General features: G+C 66.2%; 16 protein-coding genes. 11 read left to right on the plus strand and 5 right to left on the minus strand.

The genetic code is table 11. The features are described 5' to 3' along the window. The first annotated feature begins 108 nt into the window (after positions 1-108). Together HV786_RS21960 and HV786_RS21965 are read left to right on the plus strand one after the other, a co-directional pair. Positions 109-1,239 (plus strand): extracellular catalytic domain type 1 short-chain-length polyhydroxyalkanoate depolymerase, encoded by a 1,131-nt coding sequence (locus HV786_RS21960; RefSeq protein ID WP_175211849.1) that lies wholly within the window; start codon positions 109-111, stop codon positions 1,237-1,239. A gap of 143 nt (positions 1,240-1,382) precedes the next feature. Beyond that, positions 1,383-1,904, plus strand: a complete 522-nt coding sequence (locus tag HV786_RS21965; RefSeq protein ID WP_128828602.1) for a DUF1993 domain-containing protein — start codon at positions 1,383-1,385, stop codon at positions 1,902-1,904. Between the two features lie 43 nt (positions 1,905-1,947). Here HV786_RS21965 and HV786_RS21970 read toward each other — a convergent pair whose 3' ends face one another. Then, positions 1,948-2,445 carry a VOC family protein gene (locus HV786_RS21970; protein ID WP_128828601.1) on the minus strand — a complete coding sequence of 166 codons (498 nt, stop codon included), beginning with the start codon at positions 2,443-2,445 and terminating at the stop codon, positions 1,948-1,950. 53 nt (positions 2,446-2,498) lie between these two features. Continuing rightward, the gene (locus HV786_RS21975; RefSeq protein ID WP_056323968.1) at positions 2,499-2,855 is read right to left on the minus strand and encodes a DUF1428 domain-containing protein; all 357 of its coding nucleotides are present in this window, start codon (positions 2,853-2,855) and stop codon (positions 2,499-2,501) included. Positions 2,856-3,024: 169 nt separating this feature from the next. Between HV786_RS21975 and HV786_RS21980 the strand changes: the two genes are divergently transcribed. Then, positions 3,025-3,999, plus strand: a complete 975-nt coding sequence (locus tag HV786_RS21980; RefSeq protein WP_056323970.1) for a GlxA family transcriptional regulator — start codon at positions 3,025-3,027, stop codon at positions 3,997-3,999. Positions 4,000-4,010: 11 nt separating this feature from the next. Here HV786_RS21980 and HV786_RS21985 read toward each other — a convergent pair whose 3' ends face one another. Beyond that, a complete protein-coding gene (locus tag HV786_RS21985; protein ID WP_128828600.1) occupies positions 4,011-4,463 on the minus strand; it encodes a GNAT family N-acetyltransferase in 453 nt (150 codons plus the stop codon). Between the two features lie 270 nt (positions 4,464-4,733). Between HV786_RS21985 and HV786_RS21990 the strand changes: the two genes are divergently transcribed. Next, on the plus strand, positions 4,734-6,359 hold the full coding sequence (locus HV786_RS21990) for a methyl-accepting chemotaxis protein (RefSeq protein WP_175211851.1): 1,626 nt from the start codon (positions 4,734-4,736) through the stop codon (positions 6,357-6,359). Positions 6,360-6,363: 4 nt separating this feature from the next. Here HV786_RS21990 and HV786_RS21995 read toward each other — a convergent pair whose 3' ends face one another. Next, positions 6,364-6,849, minus strand: coding sequence for a hypothetical protein (locus HV786_RS21995; RefSeq protein WP_158216782.1), 486 nt, complete (start codon positions 6,847-6,849; stop codon positions 6,364-6,366). Positions 6,850-6,959: 110 nt separating this feature from the next. Between HV786_RS21995 and HV786_RS22000 the strand changes: the two genes are divergently transcribed. Next, positions 6,960-7,547 carry an SUKH-4 family immunity protein gene (locus HV786_RS22000; protein WP_128830227.1) on the plus strand — a complete coding sequence of 196 codons (588 nt, stop codon included), beginning with the start codon at positions 6,960-6,962 and terminating at the stop codon, positions 7,545-7,547. Positions 7,548-7,563: 16 nt separating this feature from the next. Further along, positions 7,564-8,241 (plus strand): SMI1/KNR4 family protein, encoded by a 678-nt coding sequence (locus HV786_RS22005; protein WP_158216783.1) that lies wholly within the window; start codon positions 7,564-7,566, stop codon positions 8,239-8,241. Between the two features lie 26 nt (positions 8,242-8,267). On the opposite strand, the gene HV786_RS22010 is transcribed toward HV786_RS22005, so the two are convergent. Further along, positions 8,268-9,122: a helix-turn-helix domain-containing protein gene (locus HV786_RS22010; RefSeq protein ID WP_128830229.1), complete on the minus strand. Its 855-nt coding sequence runs from the start codon at positions 9,120-9,122 to the stop codon at positions 8,268-8,270. Between the two features lie 264 nt (positions 9,123-9,386). Here HV786_RS22010 and HV786_RS22015 point away from each other — a divergent pair, with 264 nt between their 5' ends. The 5 genes from HV786_RS22015 to HV786_RS22035 form a co-directional block, all read left to right on the plus strand. Continuing rightward, positions 9,387-10,265: a fumarylacetoacetate hydrolase family protein gene (locus HV786_RS22015; protein ID WP_175211853.1), complete on the plus strand. Its 879-nt coding sequence runs from the start codon at positions 9,387-9,389 to the stop codon at positions 10,263-10,265. Then, positions 10,262-11,047, plus strand: coding sequence for an alpha/beta fold hydrolase (locus tag HV786_RS22020; RefSeq protein ID WP_175211855.1), 786 nt, complete (start codon positions 10,262-10,264; stop codon positions 11,045-11,047). Before HV786_RS22015 ends, HV786_RS22020 begins: the two co-directional genes overlap by 4 nt. Before the next feature lie 92 nt (positions 11,048-11,139). Next, the gene (locus HV786_RS22025; protein WP_128829201.1) at positions 11,140-12,456 is read left to right on the plus strand and encodes a metal-dependent hydrolase family protein; all 1,317 of its coding nucleotides are present in this window, start codon (positions 11,140-11,142) and stop codon (positions 12,454-12,456) included. Positions 12,457-12,610: 154 nt separating this feature from the next. Next, complete coding sequence (gene blaAMZ / locus HV786_RS22030; RefSeq protein WP_128830136.1) at positions 12,611-13,801, plus strand: AMZ family class C beta-lactamase; 1,191 nt, start codon at positions 12,611-12,613, stop codon at positions 13,799-13,801. Positions 13,802-14,008: 207 nt separating this feature from the next. Next, a partial coding sequence (locus HV786_RS22035) for a DUF2242 domain-containing protein (RefSeq protein ID WP_175211857.1) occupies positions 14,009-14,680 on the plus strand: 672 nt, incomplete at its 3' end.

Raw genomic sequence — 14,680 nt, forward strand, 5'->3', positions numbered from 1 at the left:
GCATCTGTCTTGCGGAGCGGCATAGCCGCGGCGACCGCCGTCCGGCGCTGACGCCCTCGGCTCCTCCGAACGGCGCGGCAAACAGGAACTTCCGAACAGGCCCACTCAATGGCGCGCAGTTTCAGCAGTCTGTTTTTCAAAGCGGCAAAGAAGATCACCCGGCTCCAGCGCACGGCGATGCGCCTGGCGGCCCCAAAACCCGCCCGCAAGCGCGCGGCCCCGGCCCGCAAGAAGGCTGCCGGCGTCACGACCGGACGGGCGGCCAAAACGGCGCGGCCCGCTGGCGCCGCGGGCGCGGGCAGGGCGGCAGCGGCCGAGACGGCGTCGCTGGGCGCCGGGCGCTGGGAAGCCTTGCGCCAGTTCTCTGACAAGACGGGCCGCAGGCTGGCCTTTTCGCGCTACACCCCCGCCACCGCCACGCCCGCGGCAATGCCACTGGTCGTGATGCTGCACGGCTGCCGGCAGACCTCGGTGGCCTTCGCGCGCGGGTCACGCATGAACCAGTGGGCCGATGCCGGCGGCTTCATGGTGTTGTATCCGCAGCAATCGCTGGCGCGTCAGGTGCAGCGCTGCTGGCGCTGGTTTCAGCCCGACGACGATCATGGCGGCGCCGAGGCTGACCTGATCGCGGCGCTGATCCGATCCGAAGCCGCGCGCCACGGCGTCGATCCCGAACGCATCTATGTGGCGGGCCTGTCGGCTGGCGCGGGCATGGCGGCGCTGGTCGCGTTGCGGCATCCGCGCCTGATCGCCGCCGTGGCCATGCATTCGGGACCGGTCGTGGGCGACGCGCACAACGCGGGCCACGGCCTGGGCACCATGCGGCGCGGCAGCATCAAGCCGCTTGCGCCGCTGCTGGAATCGGTCTCGGATCCCGCCGTCTTCGAACTGGGCATGCCGGCGCTGATCCTGCATGGCCAGCTCGATCCCGCCGTGGCTCCCCGCAACGCCAGACAGCTCTTCGAACAATTCCGCACGTTGAACACCGCCGATCCACACGCGCTGCCGGTCGAACGCGTGCTGGGCCTGGGCACCGAAAAGGCCTACCGCCGCGTGGACGTGCTGCGGGGCCGCAAGACCGTGTTGCGCCTGTGTGAAATCACGCGGCTGGAACATGCCTGGAGCGGGGGCGATCCGTCCATCCGCTATCACGCGCGCAGTGGCCCGGATGCCTCGGCGCTGGTGTGGCGGTTCTTTCAGGGGCAGCGGCGCGCGGGGGCGATTGCCGGGGCGCAGTGAGCGCGCTGGATCGCCGGGCAATTGCGGCCCGGCGGGATTGTTCAGGCGCAAGGAACGGTGATGTCGCGGCTACCGGCGGCTTGCGGGGCGGGCGCGGCGTAACATCGCGGTTGCACACTCACACCCTTACGGAAATCTCCGCCATGCCCTTGTCCATGTACCAGGCGTCCGTGCCTGTCTTCATTCGCGGCCTGAACGTGCTGGCCGCGCTGCTCGAAAAGGCCGCCGCGCATGCGCAGGCCGCCGGCATCGACCCTGCCGATCTCGTGAACGCGCGGCTCGCGCCCGATATGTATCCCCTGTCGGGTCAGGTGCAGCGCGCAAGCGATGCCTCGAAGTTCGCGGCGCAGCGGTTGTCGCAAGGCGAAGCCCCGAAATTCGCCGACACCGAAAGCACACTCGAGCAATTGCAGCAGCGCGTGGCGGACACGATCGCGTATCTGCAAAGCGTGAAGCCCGAGCAGATTGACGGCGCCGAAGCGCGCCGGATCACGTTGAGCTTCGGCGACTTCAAGCCCGAATTCCAGGGCGATGAATATCTGCTGACCTTCGCGCTGCCCAACTTCTACTTCCACGTGACCACCGCGTACGGCATCCTGCGCCAGGCAGGCGTGCCGATCGGCAAGCTGGACTTCCTGGGGCCTTATCCGCAGCTAGCCCCTTGATGGCGGGGGACGCGGCCCGTTGCGAGCCGCGTCTGCGTTGCCATCACTGCTTCGATGGATCGCCGCAGCCGTCCATCGGGCCCATCTTCGCCATGTTCTGCTGAATTTCCTCGGGCGTCAGGTCCTGGATGTGCGTGGCGACGGACCAGCGGTGGCCGAACGGGTCCACCACCTGGCCGTAGCGGTCGCCCCAGAACATGTCGGCGGCAGGCATCGTGACCTGTGCGCCTGCTGCGACTGCCTGCTCGATCGCGGCATCCGCGTCGGTCACGTACAGGTGCAGCACGGCAGGGGTGCCCTTGAGCGCCTTCGGTCCCAGGCTGCCCCATTCCGGAAAATCATCCATCAGCATGAGCACCGAATCGCCGATGCGAATGGCCGCATGCATGATCTTGCCGTTGGGGCCGGGAAGGCGCATCAGTTCCTCGGCATTGAATGCTTTCTTGTAGAAGGCGAGGGCGTCGGACGCGCCTTCGCAGATGATGTGCGGCGTCAGCGTGTGCATGCCGTCGGGAATGGGCTTGGCTGCTTGGGTGGCCATGGTGGGTCTCCAGGGGGATTGAACGGCAGCGCAAAAGTGCGCGGCCGCGTTGGCTAGTTGCCGACCAGCGTGGCGAAACCGCCCCAGCACATGCGCTTGACGTCGAACACGCCCTCGCAGCACATGTCCGCCAGGCGCGGGTCGGACATCACTTTGGCGTTGATGCTGTTGCGCGCTTCCTTGCTGGGGTACAGGATCCAGGCGAAGACGACGACCTCGCCCTCGCGCGCGCCGGCGGCCGCGCTGAAGGACGCAAAACCTTCCCCGTCGATATCGTCGGCCACGCCTTCGCGGTAATCCAGCGCGCCGTGCTCGCGCCAGATGCCTTCGGCGTGCGTCGCCATTTTTTTGTACGTCTCCAGGTTCGCCTTGGGTACGCACAGCAGGAAACCATCTATGTACTTGTCCATCGATCACTCCTCACGTCCGTGTTGTTCTGGTTTGGCCGGGCGTCCGCAATCCGTCCCGGCCGCCGTCCGGATTTCTGGGTCGGCAGGAGCCACTGTATCGGGATCGGCGCGGGTTTCAGATAGGCGATTGCGACAATCTTGCGGGTGGATTGCGTCAGCTTGCAGGCGTATGCTTGGCAACATGAAAAACGTCGCGTTCCTGCTGCCCAAGGGGGCCAATATTGCGTCCCTGGAAACCGCGCGCCACGGCTTCATGGTGGCCAATGAATATCTGCGCGCGCATGGCCGCGAGCCGCGTTTTCATGTGCGCACGCTGGCCCTGACGCGCGAGGTCAGCCTGGACGACGGACGCATCAAGGTACAGGCCGACATGGTGCTGGCCGACGCCACCGATATCGATATCTGCATCGCGCCGCCGCTGTTGGGATCGGTGTCGGACGCGGTGCTGTCGAACCGCGAACTGATCGAATGGCTGTCGCGCCACCACCGCGAGGGCGGCGAGGTAGCCAGCCTGTGCATGGGCGCGGCGCTGCTGGCCGCGGGCGGCGTCCTGGACGGACAGCAAGCGGTCGTGCATTGGGTGGCGCAAAACCTTTACGCCAGCCTCTTTCCCACGGTGCAGTGGACCAGCGATCGCGTCGTCATGGCGGAAAACGGGGTGTATACGAGCGGGGGCGCATTCTCGGCCGCGCATCTCGTGCTGCACCTGATCGAGAAATACACGGATCGCGACACCGCCATCTGGTGCGCCAAGTATTTCCAGCTGGACTGGAGCCGGCAGAGCCAGTTGCCGTTTTCCGTCTTCATGGGACAGAAGTCGCACGCGGACGACATCGTGCGGGCGGTGCAGGAATACATCGAAGGCCGCTACCGCGAAAAGATCACCGTCGAGGAACTGGCCGGCCGCCACGCGCTTGGCCGCCGCACGCTGGAGCGGCGGTTCCGCCAGGCCACGGGCAACAGCATCGTCGAATACGTGCAGCGTGTGCGCGTCGAAGCCGCCAAGCAGCGTCTGGAAACGTCGCGCAAGAGCGTCGCCGAGGTGATGTACGAAGTCGGCTACAACGACACCAAGGCTTTTCGCGACATCTTCAACAAGTACTGCGGCATGTCGCCCGTCGGGTACCGCGAGCGCTATCAATAGCGCCGGGGCGTTCAGCCCTGATACCGGTAGACGCGCGTGTCGCGCATCGCAAAGCCGGCCGACTCGTACAGATGGTGCGCGGACATGCGCCCTGGGCTGGACGTCAGGTCCAAGGTGCGGGCCTTCAGCTCGCGGCTCTTTGCGATGGCCGCACGCGTCAGCGCCATGCCGACCTTCAAGCCGCGCGCCTGTTCGTCCACCACCACGTCCTCGATCCACGCGCGGATGCCGGTGGGTACGCGAAAGTGCACAAGGGTGAGGGTGCCCACGATGCGCTGCTCGGGCGCCATCCTGGCGATGAATACGTGATTGCCCGGCGCGTGGATGATTTCGTCCAGATCTGCCTTCGACAGAGGCGCCGCGTTCGCGGACAACTGGGGCAACAGGCGTGCGAAGGCCTGCACCAACGCGTCATTGGCCGTCGTCGCCAGCGAGACGGTCACGCTGTTTTCCAAGGGTTTCATCGGAAGCTCCCCAAAGCCTGCATGCGTCCTATAAAGCGCCTGAATACTGCAGTACGTCAAGTTGATGTTGATAACGTTGCTGCTGCGCAGCATAAGTACGTTGTCTTTGTTCAATCGCAAATAAATAAACAGTTAAATATTTGCTAAATGTGACATCAAACCTAGACTGGGGTTTTCCCCTGTTCGATGTTCGATGAAATTTCCGTGTGTTAACGCTGCACCTGATTGCATGGCAATGGCGGAAGATCGACACCCCTGCAAGAGACCCTCATGAAGACGCTTCGCATCCATTTCGGCAATCTCTCCATTGGCGCCCGGCTGAGCCTGGGCTTTGGCGCTGTCCTGGCCCTGCTGCTGGCCCTGGCTGGCCTGTCGCACTACGAGTTGTCGCGTATTGCCGGCATCAACCGAATGATCACTCAGGAAACCTGGGCGAAGGCCAACGCGATATCGGTGGTCGACGTGACAACGCGCGCCAACGCACGCGCCAATCTGGAACTGATCGTCAACGCGGACCCGGCCGCGACGCAGCGGCTGTTCGAGCTGATCGAGGCCAACCGCAAGCGCATCGATGAGGCCTTGGCCACGATGCGGCCGTTGATGAAGACCGCGGACGCCGCTGCCCGGCTGCGCGCGCTGGAAGAAGCGCGCGGCCGTTACGTGAAGTCATTCCAGTCGGTCGGCGCCGTGCTCAAAGGCGGCGACCGCGAGGGCGCCCGCCAGCGGCTCTTGCAGGAGACGCTGCCCATCCTGGACAGCCTGCAGGATCACATCATCGCGCTTTCGCGGCAGCAGGCGGCCGAGATGGACGAAGCGGGAATCGCAAGCCAGGCGGTCATCGACGAGGCCGAGCGCCTGAACGCGGGCCTGTCGGCGCTGGCGCTGGCGGTGGGCGCGCTGCTGGCCTGGCGTGTCAGCCGCTCGATCACGCGTCCGCTCGCCCGGGCGGTCAAGGCTGCCGAAACGGTGGCAAGCGGCGACCTGGGCCAGCGCATCGAATCCGGTTCCCGGGACGAGACCGGACGTCTGCTTCAAGCCTTGCAAGACATGCAGGACAGGCTTGCCGGCGCGGTCCGCGCGATCCGGCAGGGATCGGAGACCATCTCCAGCGCGTCGGGCCAGATCGCCGCTGGCAATACGGACCTTTCCAGCCGCACCGAAGAGCAGGCCGCATCGCTGGAGGAAACCGCGGCGTCCATGGAAGAGCTGGCCTCCACCGTGAAGCAGAACGCCGACAACGCGCGCCAGGCCAACCAGCTTGCGGCCAGCGCATCGGAGATTGCGCTGCGCGGCGGCGCGGCGGTGTCCGCGGTGGTGGGCACCATGCAGGACATCTCGGCCAGTTCGCACAAGATTTCCGACATCGTGTCGGTGATCGACGGCATCGCTTTCCAGACGAACATCCTGGCGCTGAACGCGGCGGTCGAAGCGGCCCGCGCGGGCGAGCAGGGCAAGGGTTTTGCCGTCGTGGCGGGCGAGGTGCGCTCGCTGGCCCAGCGCAGCGCGCAGGCGGCGCGCGAGGTCAAGGCCTTGATCGAGGATTCCGTTGGCAAGGTCGGCGCGGGCGCCCGGCAGGCCGAAGGCGCGGGCGCAACCATGCAGGAGATTGTCACGGCGGTGCAGCACGTGACGGACATCATGGGCGAGATCGCCGCCGCCTCGCACGAACAGGCCAGCGGTATCGATCAGGTGAACCGGGCCGTGGCGCAGATGGACGAGGTCACGCAACAGAACGCGGCGCTGGTCGAGGAAGCTGCGGCCGCGGCGGGTTCGATGCAGGATCAGGCGCGCGAACTGGTGCGGGCGGTGGGGGTGTTCCGGCTGGCCGAAGACAGCGCGCGGCGCGGCCAGGATCCGGCGCTGGGGCAAGCGCGCGGGGCGCTAATGCTGGCGTAGCCCGCTACTTGCCGCAGGCGGCCTGCAATGCCTTCATTTGCGGGCTGCCCGGCGCAAAGCGCACGAACTGCACCTGGCTTTCGTCCAAGGTCTCGTCCTTGATGGCGGCCACCAGATTGTCGTTCAGGTAGTAGGTGGTGGACGGCAGGAAACCGACCTGCGCCCGGCGGCAATCGAACAGCACGTCCGTGACCGCCCGGTCATAGCTTGCGCGCTGCTTGTCCCCGCCCGGGATCGTCTGGGCGGCGGAATAGCGCATTTCCATCTTTCCCTTGGCGGTTCCCGAGGCCTGCCGCGTTTCCGGCAGGCCACCGATCCGAATGGACACGTTCGGGTGATCAGGCCGCGGCGGCACCTCGAACCATTGCTGCGCGTGCGCGGCCGTACCGGCAAAAAGCGCGGCCAGGACGGCCAGGGGCGTCAGGATCCGCAAACGAAGAAAGCCCGGGGTGGGGGCGGGGCGTGCGGAAACAGCAAACGGTGGGCGCATGGTCTGTCCGTGGACGCAATAAGGCAGGGCGTTCAAATGTAGCAAAATGCGGTCTTGGCGCCGCACGATTTATCTCCAAACCCCCGGCGCTTGCCAGGACACGCACTCACATGAATTCCTTCGAACACATCCGGGCGCAATTCGCCCGGTTTGGCGAACTGCGCCCGCAGCCGCGCGAACAGTGGCAAGGCAGCCTCGCGCTGCCGCAGGGGGTGGCCGACTTCTACGAACAGGTGGGCCCGTGGGGCGCCACCCATTACCAGAACGTGGGACCGGTCGGCATCACGCTGTCCGAAACCAATATCAGCTTTGCACCCTTGCATAAGCTGTGGGACCGGCAGGCCGGCTATCGCTGGGATGCCGTGAGCGGAAAACGGGTCGACGATTGGCGGGACAACTGGCTGATGATCGCCGACCAGAACGCGGACCCCTTCATCCTGGATATGGGCACCGGCCAGATCCTCCATGCCCGGCACGGCGCGGGCGCCTGGGACGCCGGGATGGTGGCCCCCGACCTGCCGACGTTCGCCGCCGCCGCTGCCGCGGTGGGCCTTGTCTGCCTGGAGGCCGACGAAGACCTGCGCAACGATGACTGGGAAATCAAGCCCGAGCACCGGGTGCGTGCCTTGCAGGCGCTGACCGCCGTGCTTGGGGACGCGGACGAGGCCGAGGGCTTTCTGGATGTGCTCGAGTTTTAACGGGAGGAATCAACGAATGGCGGCACTTGCCGAACTGGCCGAAGACTGCGGCATTGCGCTGCCTGCGATGCTGCGTCAACTGATCGATGCCGGACACACCGGCTATGGCGACATCGCGGCATGGCGCGCGGATTGGAAGGGCAACACGCTCGCCGCCCGGCCCGTGCTGTCCTGCTTGGACGACCTGGAATGGATCGATGCGGGGCAGGCGCGCGAAACCGCCGAGGAATGGCTCAATCCCGCGTATCAGCATGGCAGGCGCTTTCTCCCGTTCGCAGAGTCTGGCGCGGGCGATGCCTATTGCCTGACGCCCACCGCCGACGGCGGTTTGGGCGTGGCGCTGGTGTGGCATGACAGCGACGATGCCCGCGTGGCGTGGGCGTCGTTCGAGGCATTTGTCTTCGATGCGCTGGTGCGCAGCGCGTCGGACATCGGGCATCTGGTCGAAGACGGGTTCACGCCGGCCGAGGCCGTGGCCTGCGTCAGGGCGAACGTCGGCATCCTGAAGGCATATCTGCCTCAGGCCATGCAGGCGGAATTGGAGCGGCTGATGGCCGGGGCGCCGCCGGCTCCGACGGACGGGTCCCCGGCGTGGATCGATGCAGCGTCCGCGAACGCGGCATTGACGCTGTTGCCGCCCATGGCGGACAAGCCATTCGAAGTGGTGCCGCGCTGGGAGTGCGGCGAGTCGTAGCGCCATCACCTGCGCGACTTTCTCCTTCAGGGAACTCCAGTCAATAGATGCGGCGCGGAACCCGTCGCCGCTCGCCGAAAGCGCGACGGCGAAACCCCCATGTGATCGCGAAAGAAGCGCGAAAAATTGCCGGGCGTGGAAAAGCCCAGGTCCATCGCCACCGAGGTCAGCGGTTGTTCCTGCTGGACCAGCCTGCGCACGGCTTCTTCCACACGCACCGCGCTCCAGAAGACCTGCGGCGTGGTGTTGAGCTGGTCCCGGAATAACGCGAAGAAATGGCCGCGCGATAGTCCCACCTTGCTGGCGATGTCTTCCACCGCAACCGGTTCGTGCACGTTGTCTCGCATGTACAGGATCGCGGTGCGAAGCCGCCGGTCCAGCGTCTGCGGTCGGGGCGCGGGGCCGGACGGGCGGCCCGCCTGGGAAGACGATTCGATTGCCGCATGCAGTAGCGCCTCGACTTCCGCGTCGATGTCGGCGCGCGGGTGGTCCTGCGGCGCGACGATCTTGTCGAGCAGGCTCCAACAGGTCTGGCGCACCGCCGGATCGATGGGCACGCCTGGCGCGGTGAAATGGAATGGCCTGCCGGTGGCGGCGCGGCGCTCGTCCAGCCAGGGCTTGGCAATGTACAGGACAAGGAAGACGGCCGGGCCAGAACGGTCGAGCAGGCGGGCATCATGGGACTCATAGGTGTTCGTGCCCAGCGCAAGCTGTTCGCTGTAGCGAACCAGTTTCGAGCCGACGTGCGCTTCGGCCCGGGCGCCACCCAGCCAAAGGGCCAGCTGCATTTCCGCGTGCGCATGCGCGATCAGGTCCCCGCGCAGCTCCAGCACGACCGCGCGGCCGAATGCGCCCTCGTGCAAGGCGTAAGTTTCCTGCATGCGTTGTCTCCCAATTTCTGATCGGGCGATGAGCGCGCTGACTCTCGCCGGTGCCCCTGTCCACCGAGGCCATTTGCGGGAATTTTATGGGCGCGATTTCAGGCATTGCAGGGCTCTAGGTGTATACACCTAGCACGCGATCTGACTCTGCGATAAGTTCCCGCACCGATCGATAAGCGCAGCCCCAGCCGCGCTCCTAAAGTCGTGACTGATGGCGACGCATCCACCCGCTCGCCGACTTTCAGAAGCACGAAGGAGACCGCGGTGCGCATTGCAAGTTTCTTGATGAATGGAGAGCCCGGCGTCGGGCTGGTGTCGGAGGACGGCGTGACGGTCGCGCCGCTGGCGCTGGACGACGCGGGCAGGCAGCTCGGCGCGCTGGCCGTGATTGATCACCTCGCGGCGGGCCGTCCGCTGCCCGCCACGCTGACGCCGCTGCGCCTGTCGGACGTCGTCTTGCGGGCGCCGCTGCCCCGGCCGCGGCGCAACCTGTGGTGCGTCGGGCGCAACTATCACGCACACGCCAAGGAGTTGTCCGCGTCCGTCTTCAAGGACAACGACGCCAACCCGGCGGACTGGCCCATCGTCTTCACCAAAGTTCCGGAATGCGTGGTGGGACCGCGGGCGCAAGTCCTGCTGCCGGTTGGCGTGTCCGCGCAGATCGACTACGAGGCCGAGCTGGGCGTGGTGATCGGCAAGACGGGCAAGAACATCGCGCGCGGCGAGGCCCTGGATCATGTCTTTGGCTACACCGTCATCAACGACGTCACCGCCCGGGACGTGCAGATGCGGCATCAGCAGTGGGACATGGGCAAGTCGTTCGACACCTTCTGTCCGATGGGGCCGTGGATCGTCACGGCCGATGCGTTCGATGGCGCAAGGACACGTGTGCGCTGCTGGGTGAACGGGGAGTTGCGGCAGGACGGGCCCACCGAGAACATGATCTTCGACATCCCGGCGTTGATCGAAACGATCTCGCGCGGCATCACGCTTTATCCGGGGGACGTGATCGCCACCGGGACGCCGGCAGGGGTCGGCATGGGCATGACGCCGCCCCGGTATCTGGCCGCGGGCGACGTGGTGCGGGTGGAGGTCGAGGGGTTGGGAAGCATCGAGAACGAATTCGTGGGAGCGCCGGTATGACGACACAAAACATCAAGGGCCTGTCGGTGGAAATCGACGGCGATGGCCCCGCGCTGCTGTGCATCCACGGGCTGGGCGGCTCGTCCAATACGTGGACGCCGCTGATGGCCGCCCTGACGGGCTTTCGTGTCATCCGCCCGGACCTGCCGGGCAGCGCCCGATCGCCACTGCCGGACGACACCCTGTCGATCGCGGCCTACGTCGACGCGCTGGCGCGCATGCTTGAAGAGCTGGATTGCGGCCCCGTGCATGTGGCGGCGCATTCGCTGGGGACCATCGTCGCGCAGCATCTTGCGCTCAAAGCCCCCGCACAGGTCCGCTCGCTGGCGCTGTTCGGCCCGCTTGCCGAGCCCCCCGAAGCGGGCCGGCCGGGCATCCGGGCGCGGGCGGCGCTGGCCCGCCAGGGCGCACCGGCCCTGCAGGAAATTGCCGACGCCATCGTCAAGGGCGCCACCAGCAGCCGGACCAAGGCGGAACAGCCCGCGGTGCTGGCGCTGGTCAGGGAGAGCGTGATGCGGCAGCCGCCGGAAGGGTATGCCCAAAGCTGCGAAGCGCTGGCTGACGCGCGCGCCGCGGATCTGGAACGGCTGGGCGTGCCGGTGCTGCTGGTGACGGGCGACGAGGACGGCGTCGCTCCGCCCGCGCACGTAAAAGCAATGGCCGCGCGCATACCGGGCAGCCGCTGCACCGTCGTGCAAGGCTGCGGCCATTGGACGACGTTCGAGCAGCCCGGCGCCTGCATCGCCGCGTTCCAGGCGTTTCATGCGGATCTGCCGGGCTAACACCCGCCTGCCGGGCAGATCCGCGGCCCCCAACCCGCATCAATACTTTTCATAAAAATTCCGGTCCCGCGCGGTCCGGGAGGAGACCACTCATGTCCAGAATTGCGATTACCAACGTTGTGATCTTTGATGGAAGCGGCGATGACGTCTTTGACGGCGAGTTGCTGATCGATGGCGGGCGCATCGCCGAGGTGGCGCGCCTGCCCGGCCGGGTCAACCGGGACGGAGCGCGCATGGTCGATGGCAAGGGCCGTTTCCTGATGCCGGGCATGACCGAGGCGCATACGCATTTCTCGTGGAACGACCAGCCCACGTTGGCCGCCATCCAGTTCATGCCGCCCGAGGAACATATCTTGTGGTGTGTGCGCGTGGCCAAGCGCTACCTGGAAATGGGATGGACCTCCGCCATCGGCGCGGCGGCGGCCAAGCCCCGGCTGGACGTGGTGCTGCGCAATGCAATCGAGGCCGGCGAATGCCCGGGGCCGCGCTATCTTGCCGGCAGCCAGGAGATCACGACCATCGGCGCGCTGGGCGACAACACGTTGCCGCACATGCATTTCGCAGAGCTGAGCTTTGGCAGCGTCTGCAGCGGCCCGGAGGAAATCCGCCGTTCGGTCCGCACGTTCATCAAGTACGGCGTCGACCACCTGAAGATCAATCTGTCGGGCGAATACATCGCTGGCCTGCCGGCCGAGATGTCGCCCTTCGCGGAAGATGAAATCGCGATGCTGGCGTCCGAGGCCAAGCGTTACGGCAAGCGGATCGCGGCGCACGCCCGGTCCAGCGAGTCGGTCAAGCAATGCGTGCGCCACGGCATCGAGATGGTCTATCACGCCAGCTTCGCGGACGACGAAGCGCTGGATATGCTGGAAGCCAATAAGGACAGGCACTTTGTCGCGCCCGGCATCGGCTGGCTGGTGCGCACGGCCTACCACGCGTCCGATTACGGGATCACCCCCGCGATCGCGGAAAGCATGGGCTACAAGCGCGAGCTGGAGATTGCCTCGGAAAGCCTGCGCAGGATGCACAAGCGCGGCATACGCATCCTGCCGGGCGGTGACTACGGCTTTGCGTGGATGCCGCATGGCACGAACGCCAACGACCTTCAATACTTCGTCGACTATATTGGCATGACGCCGGTCGAGGCCTTGGTGGCGGCCACGCGACTGGGCGGGCAGATCATGCAGCGGCCCGACGAGCTAGGCATGTTGCGTCCCGGCTACATGGCCGACGTCGTCATGGTGGACGGCAACCCGTTGGACGACCTGTCGCTGCTGGTGGATCCCGACCGGATCGTCCTGGTGATGAAGGACGGCAAGGTATGCAAGGATACGTGCGCCACGGCGCAGGACGGCACGGTGCACAGGGATGCGGTCCAGCCGTCGCGTGCCGAGCCTGCCTTGGCCTGACGCGGGGCGCCGATGGCTGGCGTCCCGGTCGGCGGACCTGCCCGTCGGCCGCAGCAGGGGAAGGGCGCCTGATGGCAGGCGCGGCGCGGTACGATTCGGCATCGCCGCGCCGCCGGTCCCGCCGGACGGTCCGTCCCCTTCCTGAGAACGCTGCATGTTCACCCGTAGATATTTCTGCGCCAGCCTCCTTGCGGCTGGCTTTCTTGGCGCCCTGCCCAGTTCGGCTGTCGCGCGCTCCGAGCTGCCCTACATCGATAGCGTCGTGAACGAGGCGGCCCGCGCGGTCGTCCGCCAGCACGACATCGCGGGCATGGTGATCGCCGTGACGCACCAAGGCCGCCAGCGTTTCTACACCTATGGCGTCGAATCATTGCAGACGCGGCGCGCGGTCAATCGGGACACGATCTTTGAAGTGGGCTCGATCAGCAAGACCTTCACCGTGACGCTTGCCGCGTATGCGCAGGCCAAGGGCTTGTTGCAGTTGACCGACAGTCCGTCGCGATTTTTGCCTGATTTGGCCGGCACTGAGTTCGCCAAGCTGACCTTGCTGAACCTGGCGACGCACACGACGGGCGGTTTTCCGTTGCAGGTGCCGGACGAGGTCCGCGACAACGCGCAATTGATGCAATACCTGAAGGCCTGGAAGCCGGAGCATGCGCCCGGCACGTATCGCTCGTACGCCAATCCCAGCATCGGCATGCTGGGCGTCGTGGCCGCTGCAAGCCTGAAGCAGCCGTTTGCCCAGGCGATGGAAAAGGACCTTTTTCCGAAGCTGGGGCTGTCCAGCACGTTCATCGACGTGCCCGCCGCCAAGGCGTCGCGCTACGCGCAGGGCTACAACAAGCAGGGCGCGCCGGTGCGCGTGAATCCGGGCGTGCTGGCGGCCGAGGCCTACGGCGTGAAAACCAGCGCGCGCGACCTGCTGCGCTTCGTCGAGGCCAGCATGGATATGGACGTGCTGGACAAGGACATCCGCCGCGCCATCTCGGACACCCACGTGGGGTACTACCAGGTGGGCGCAATGACTCAGGACATGGTGTGGGAGCAGTTCCCGTATCCCGTGCCGATGGATTCGCTGCTGACGGCCAACGCCGGCACGCTGAACAGCCAGAGCCATCCGGCCCAGGCGCTGCAGCCGCCGCTGGCGCCGCAGGCCGAGACCTGGATCAACAAGACGGGGTCCACCAACGGCTTCGGGGCCTACGTGGCGTTTGTGCCCGCGCGCAAGCTCGGCATCGTCATTCTGGCCAACCGCAATTACCCGAACGACGCGCGCGTGCGTCTAGCCGCGGAAATCCTGGGGGCGGTGGACAAGCAGCCCTTGGCGCCGCCCGCCGCGCGGTAGGACCTTGCAGATGCCGCGCATCGAATTCGATACGAATTACGACGCCTGACGTCCCCAGAGGCGGCCTCGCATATAGGGACACGGCCATTGGCCGGGAAACGACGGAATGCGAACCTGTTTCAACATATCTCCGATCAATTCCGTCCCCAATAAACGGTCGGGTTTCTTGTCGGATAATGCACGTCGTTGCTCCACGCCGGACCTCTCATGCCACGCGCCACCCGCCGTATCGTTTTTCCCCTGTTCGCCACCCTGACGGCCGTCCTGGCCGGATGTTCTTCCCCCAAGCCCGTTTACGAGCGAGAGGACTTCGCGCAAAGCGATACCTACTCGCGCAGCGTTCCGGCGGCCAGCAGCGCCGCCTGCGATGCGGGCCGGCGCGCCTTGCTCAGCCAGGGATACAACATCGACAAGTACGAACCGTCGCGCGTCACCGGCCACAAGAACTTCGAGGGCGAGGACGGGCAGCATACGCAGATCAGTTTCAACGTGGAGTGTGCGCCCGACGGCAGCGCGCACGAAGGCGCCACCGTGTTCGCCAATGCCGTGCAGGACCGCTATTCGATCAAGCGCACGGGCAACTCGGCCAGCGTGGGGGTCAGCGTGCTGGGCCAGGTCTCGATGCCGTTTGGCGGCAGCGACGACTCGCTGGTCAAGACGGCAAGCCAGACGGTGACGCGCCCCAAGTTCTATGACGGGTTCTTCCAGCTGTTGGAGCGATACCTGCCCGACGCCAAGGCGGCCGCCGCGCCGCGCGAGCCGTCCGCGCGGCCGAAGGGAGCCGCGTCAAAGTCGGCGGCTTCTCCCGCCACAGCCCCGGCCTCGGCGCCGGCCGATCCGGTCGTGGCGCCGGATGCGCCGGCCGACACGCTGAACCCT

Origin of the sequence: Achromobacter mucicolens (genome assembly GCF_902859725.1) — a bacterium.
GTDB lineage: Bacteria > Pseudomonadota > Gammaproteobacteria > Burkholderiales > Burkholderiaceae_B > Achromobacter > Achromobacter mucicolens.

Coding starts and splice junctions, on each gene's coding strand:
- HV786_RS21960 (WP_175211849.1), top strand. CDS start 109: ATGGCGCGCAGTTTCAGCAGTCTGTTTTTCAAAGCGGCAAAGAAGATC.
- HV786_RS21975 (WP_056323968.1), bottom strand. CDS start 2,855: ATGGACAAGTACATAGATGGTTTCCTGCTGTGCGTACCCAAGGCGAAC.
- HV786_RS21995 (WP_158216782.1), bottom strand. CDS start 6,849: ATGCGCCCACCGTTTGCTGTTTCCGCACGCCCCGCCCCCACCCCGGGC.
- HV786_RS22000 (WP_128830227.1), top strand. CDS start 6,960: ATGAATTCCTTCGAACACATCCGGGCGCAATTCGCCCGGTTTGGCGAA.
- HV786_RS22025 (WP_128829201.1), top strand. CDS start 11,140: ATGTCCAGAATTGCGATTACCAACGTTGTGATCTTTGATGGAAGCGGC.
- HV786_RS21970 (WP_128828601.1), bottom strand. CDS start 2,445: ATGGCCACCCAAGCAGCCAAGCCCATTCCCGACGGCATGCACACGCTG.
- HV786_RS21965 (WP_128828602.1), top strand. CDS start 1,383: ATGCCCTTGTCCATGTACCAGGCGTCCGTGCCTGTCTTCATTCGCGGC.
- blaAMZ (WP_128830136.1), top strand. CDS start 12,611: ATGTTCACCCGTAGATATTTCTGCGCCAGCCTCCTTGCGGCTGGCTTT.
- HV786_RS21985 (WP_128828600.1), bottom strand. CDS start 4,463: ATGAAACCCTTGGAAAACAGCGTGACCGTCTCGCTGGCGACGACGGCC.
- HV786_RS22020 (WP_175211855.1), top strand. CDS start 10,262: ATGACGACACAAAACATCAAGGGCCTGTCGGTGGAAATCGACGGCGAT.
- HV786_RS21980 (WP_056323970.1), top strand. CDS start 3,025: ATGCTTGGCAACATGAAAAACGTCGCGTTCCTGCTGCCCAAGGGGGCC.
- HV786_RS22010 (WP_128830229.1), bottom strand. CDS start 9,122: ATGCAGGAAACTTACGCCTTGCACGAGGGCGCATTCGGCCGCGCGGTC.
- HV786_RS21990 (WP_175211851.1), top strand. CDS start 4,734: ATGAAGACGCTTCGCATCCATTTCGGCAATCTCTCCATTGGCGCCCGG.
- HV786_RS22005 (WP_158216783.1), top strand. CDS start 7,564: ATGGCGGCACTTGCCGAACTGGCCGAAGACTGCGGCATTGCGCTGCCT.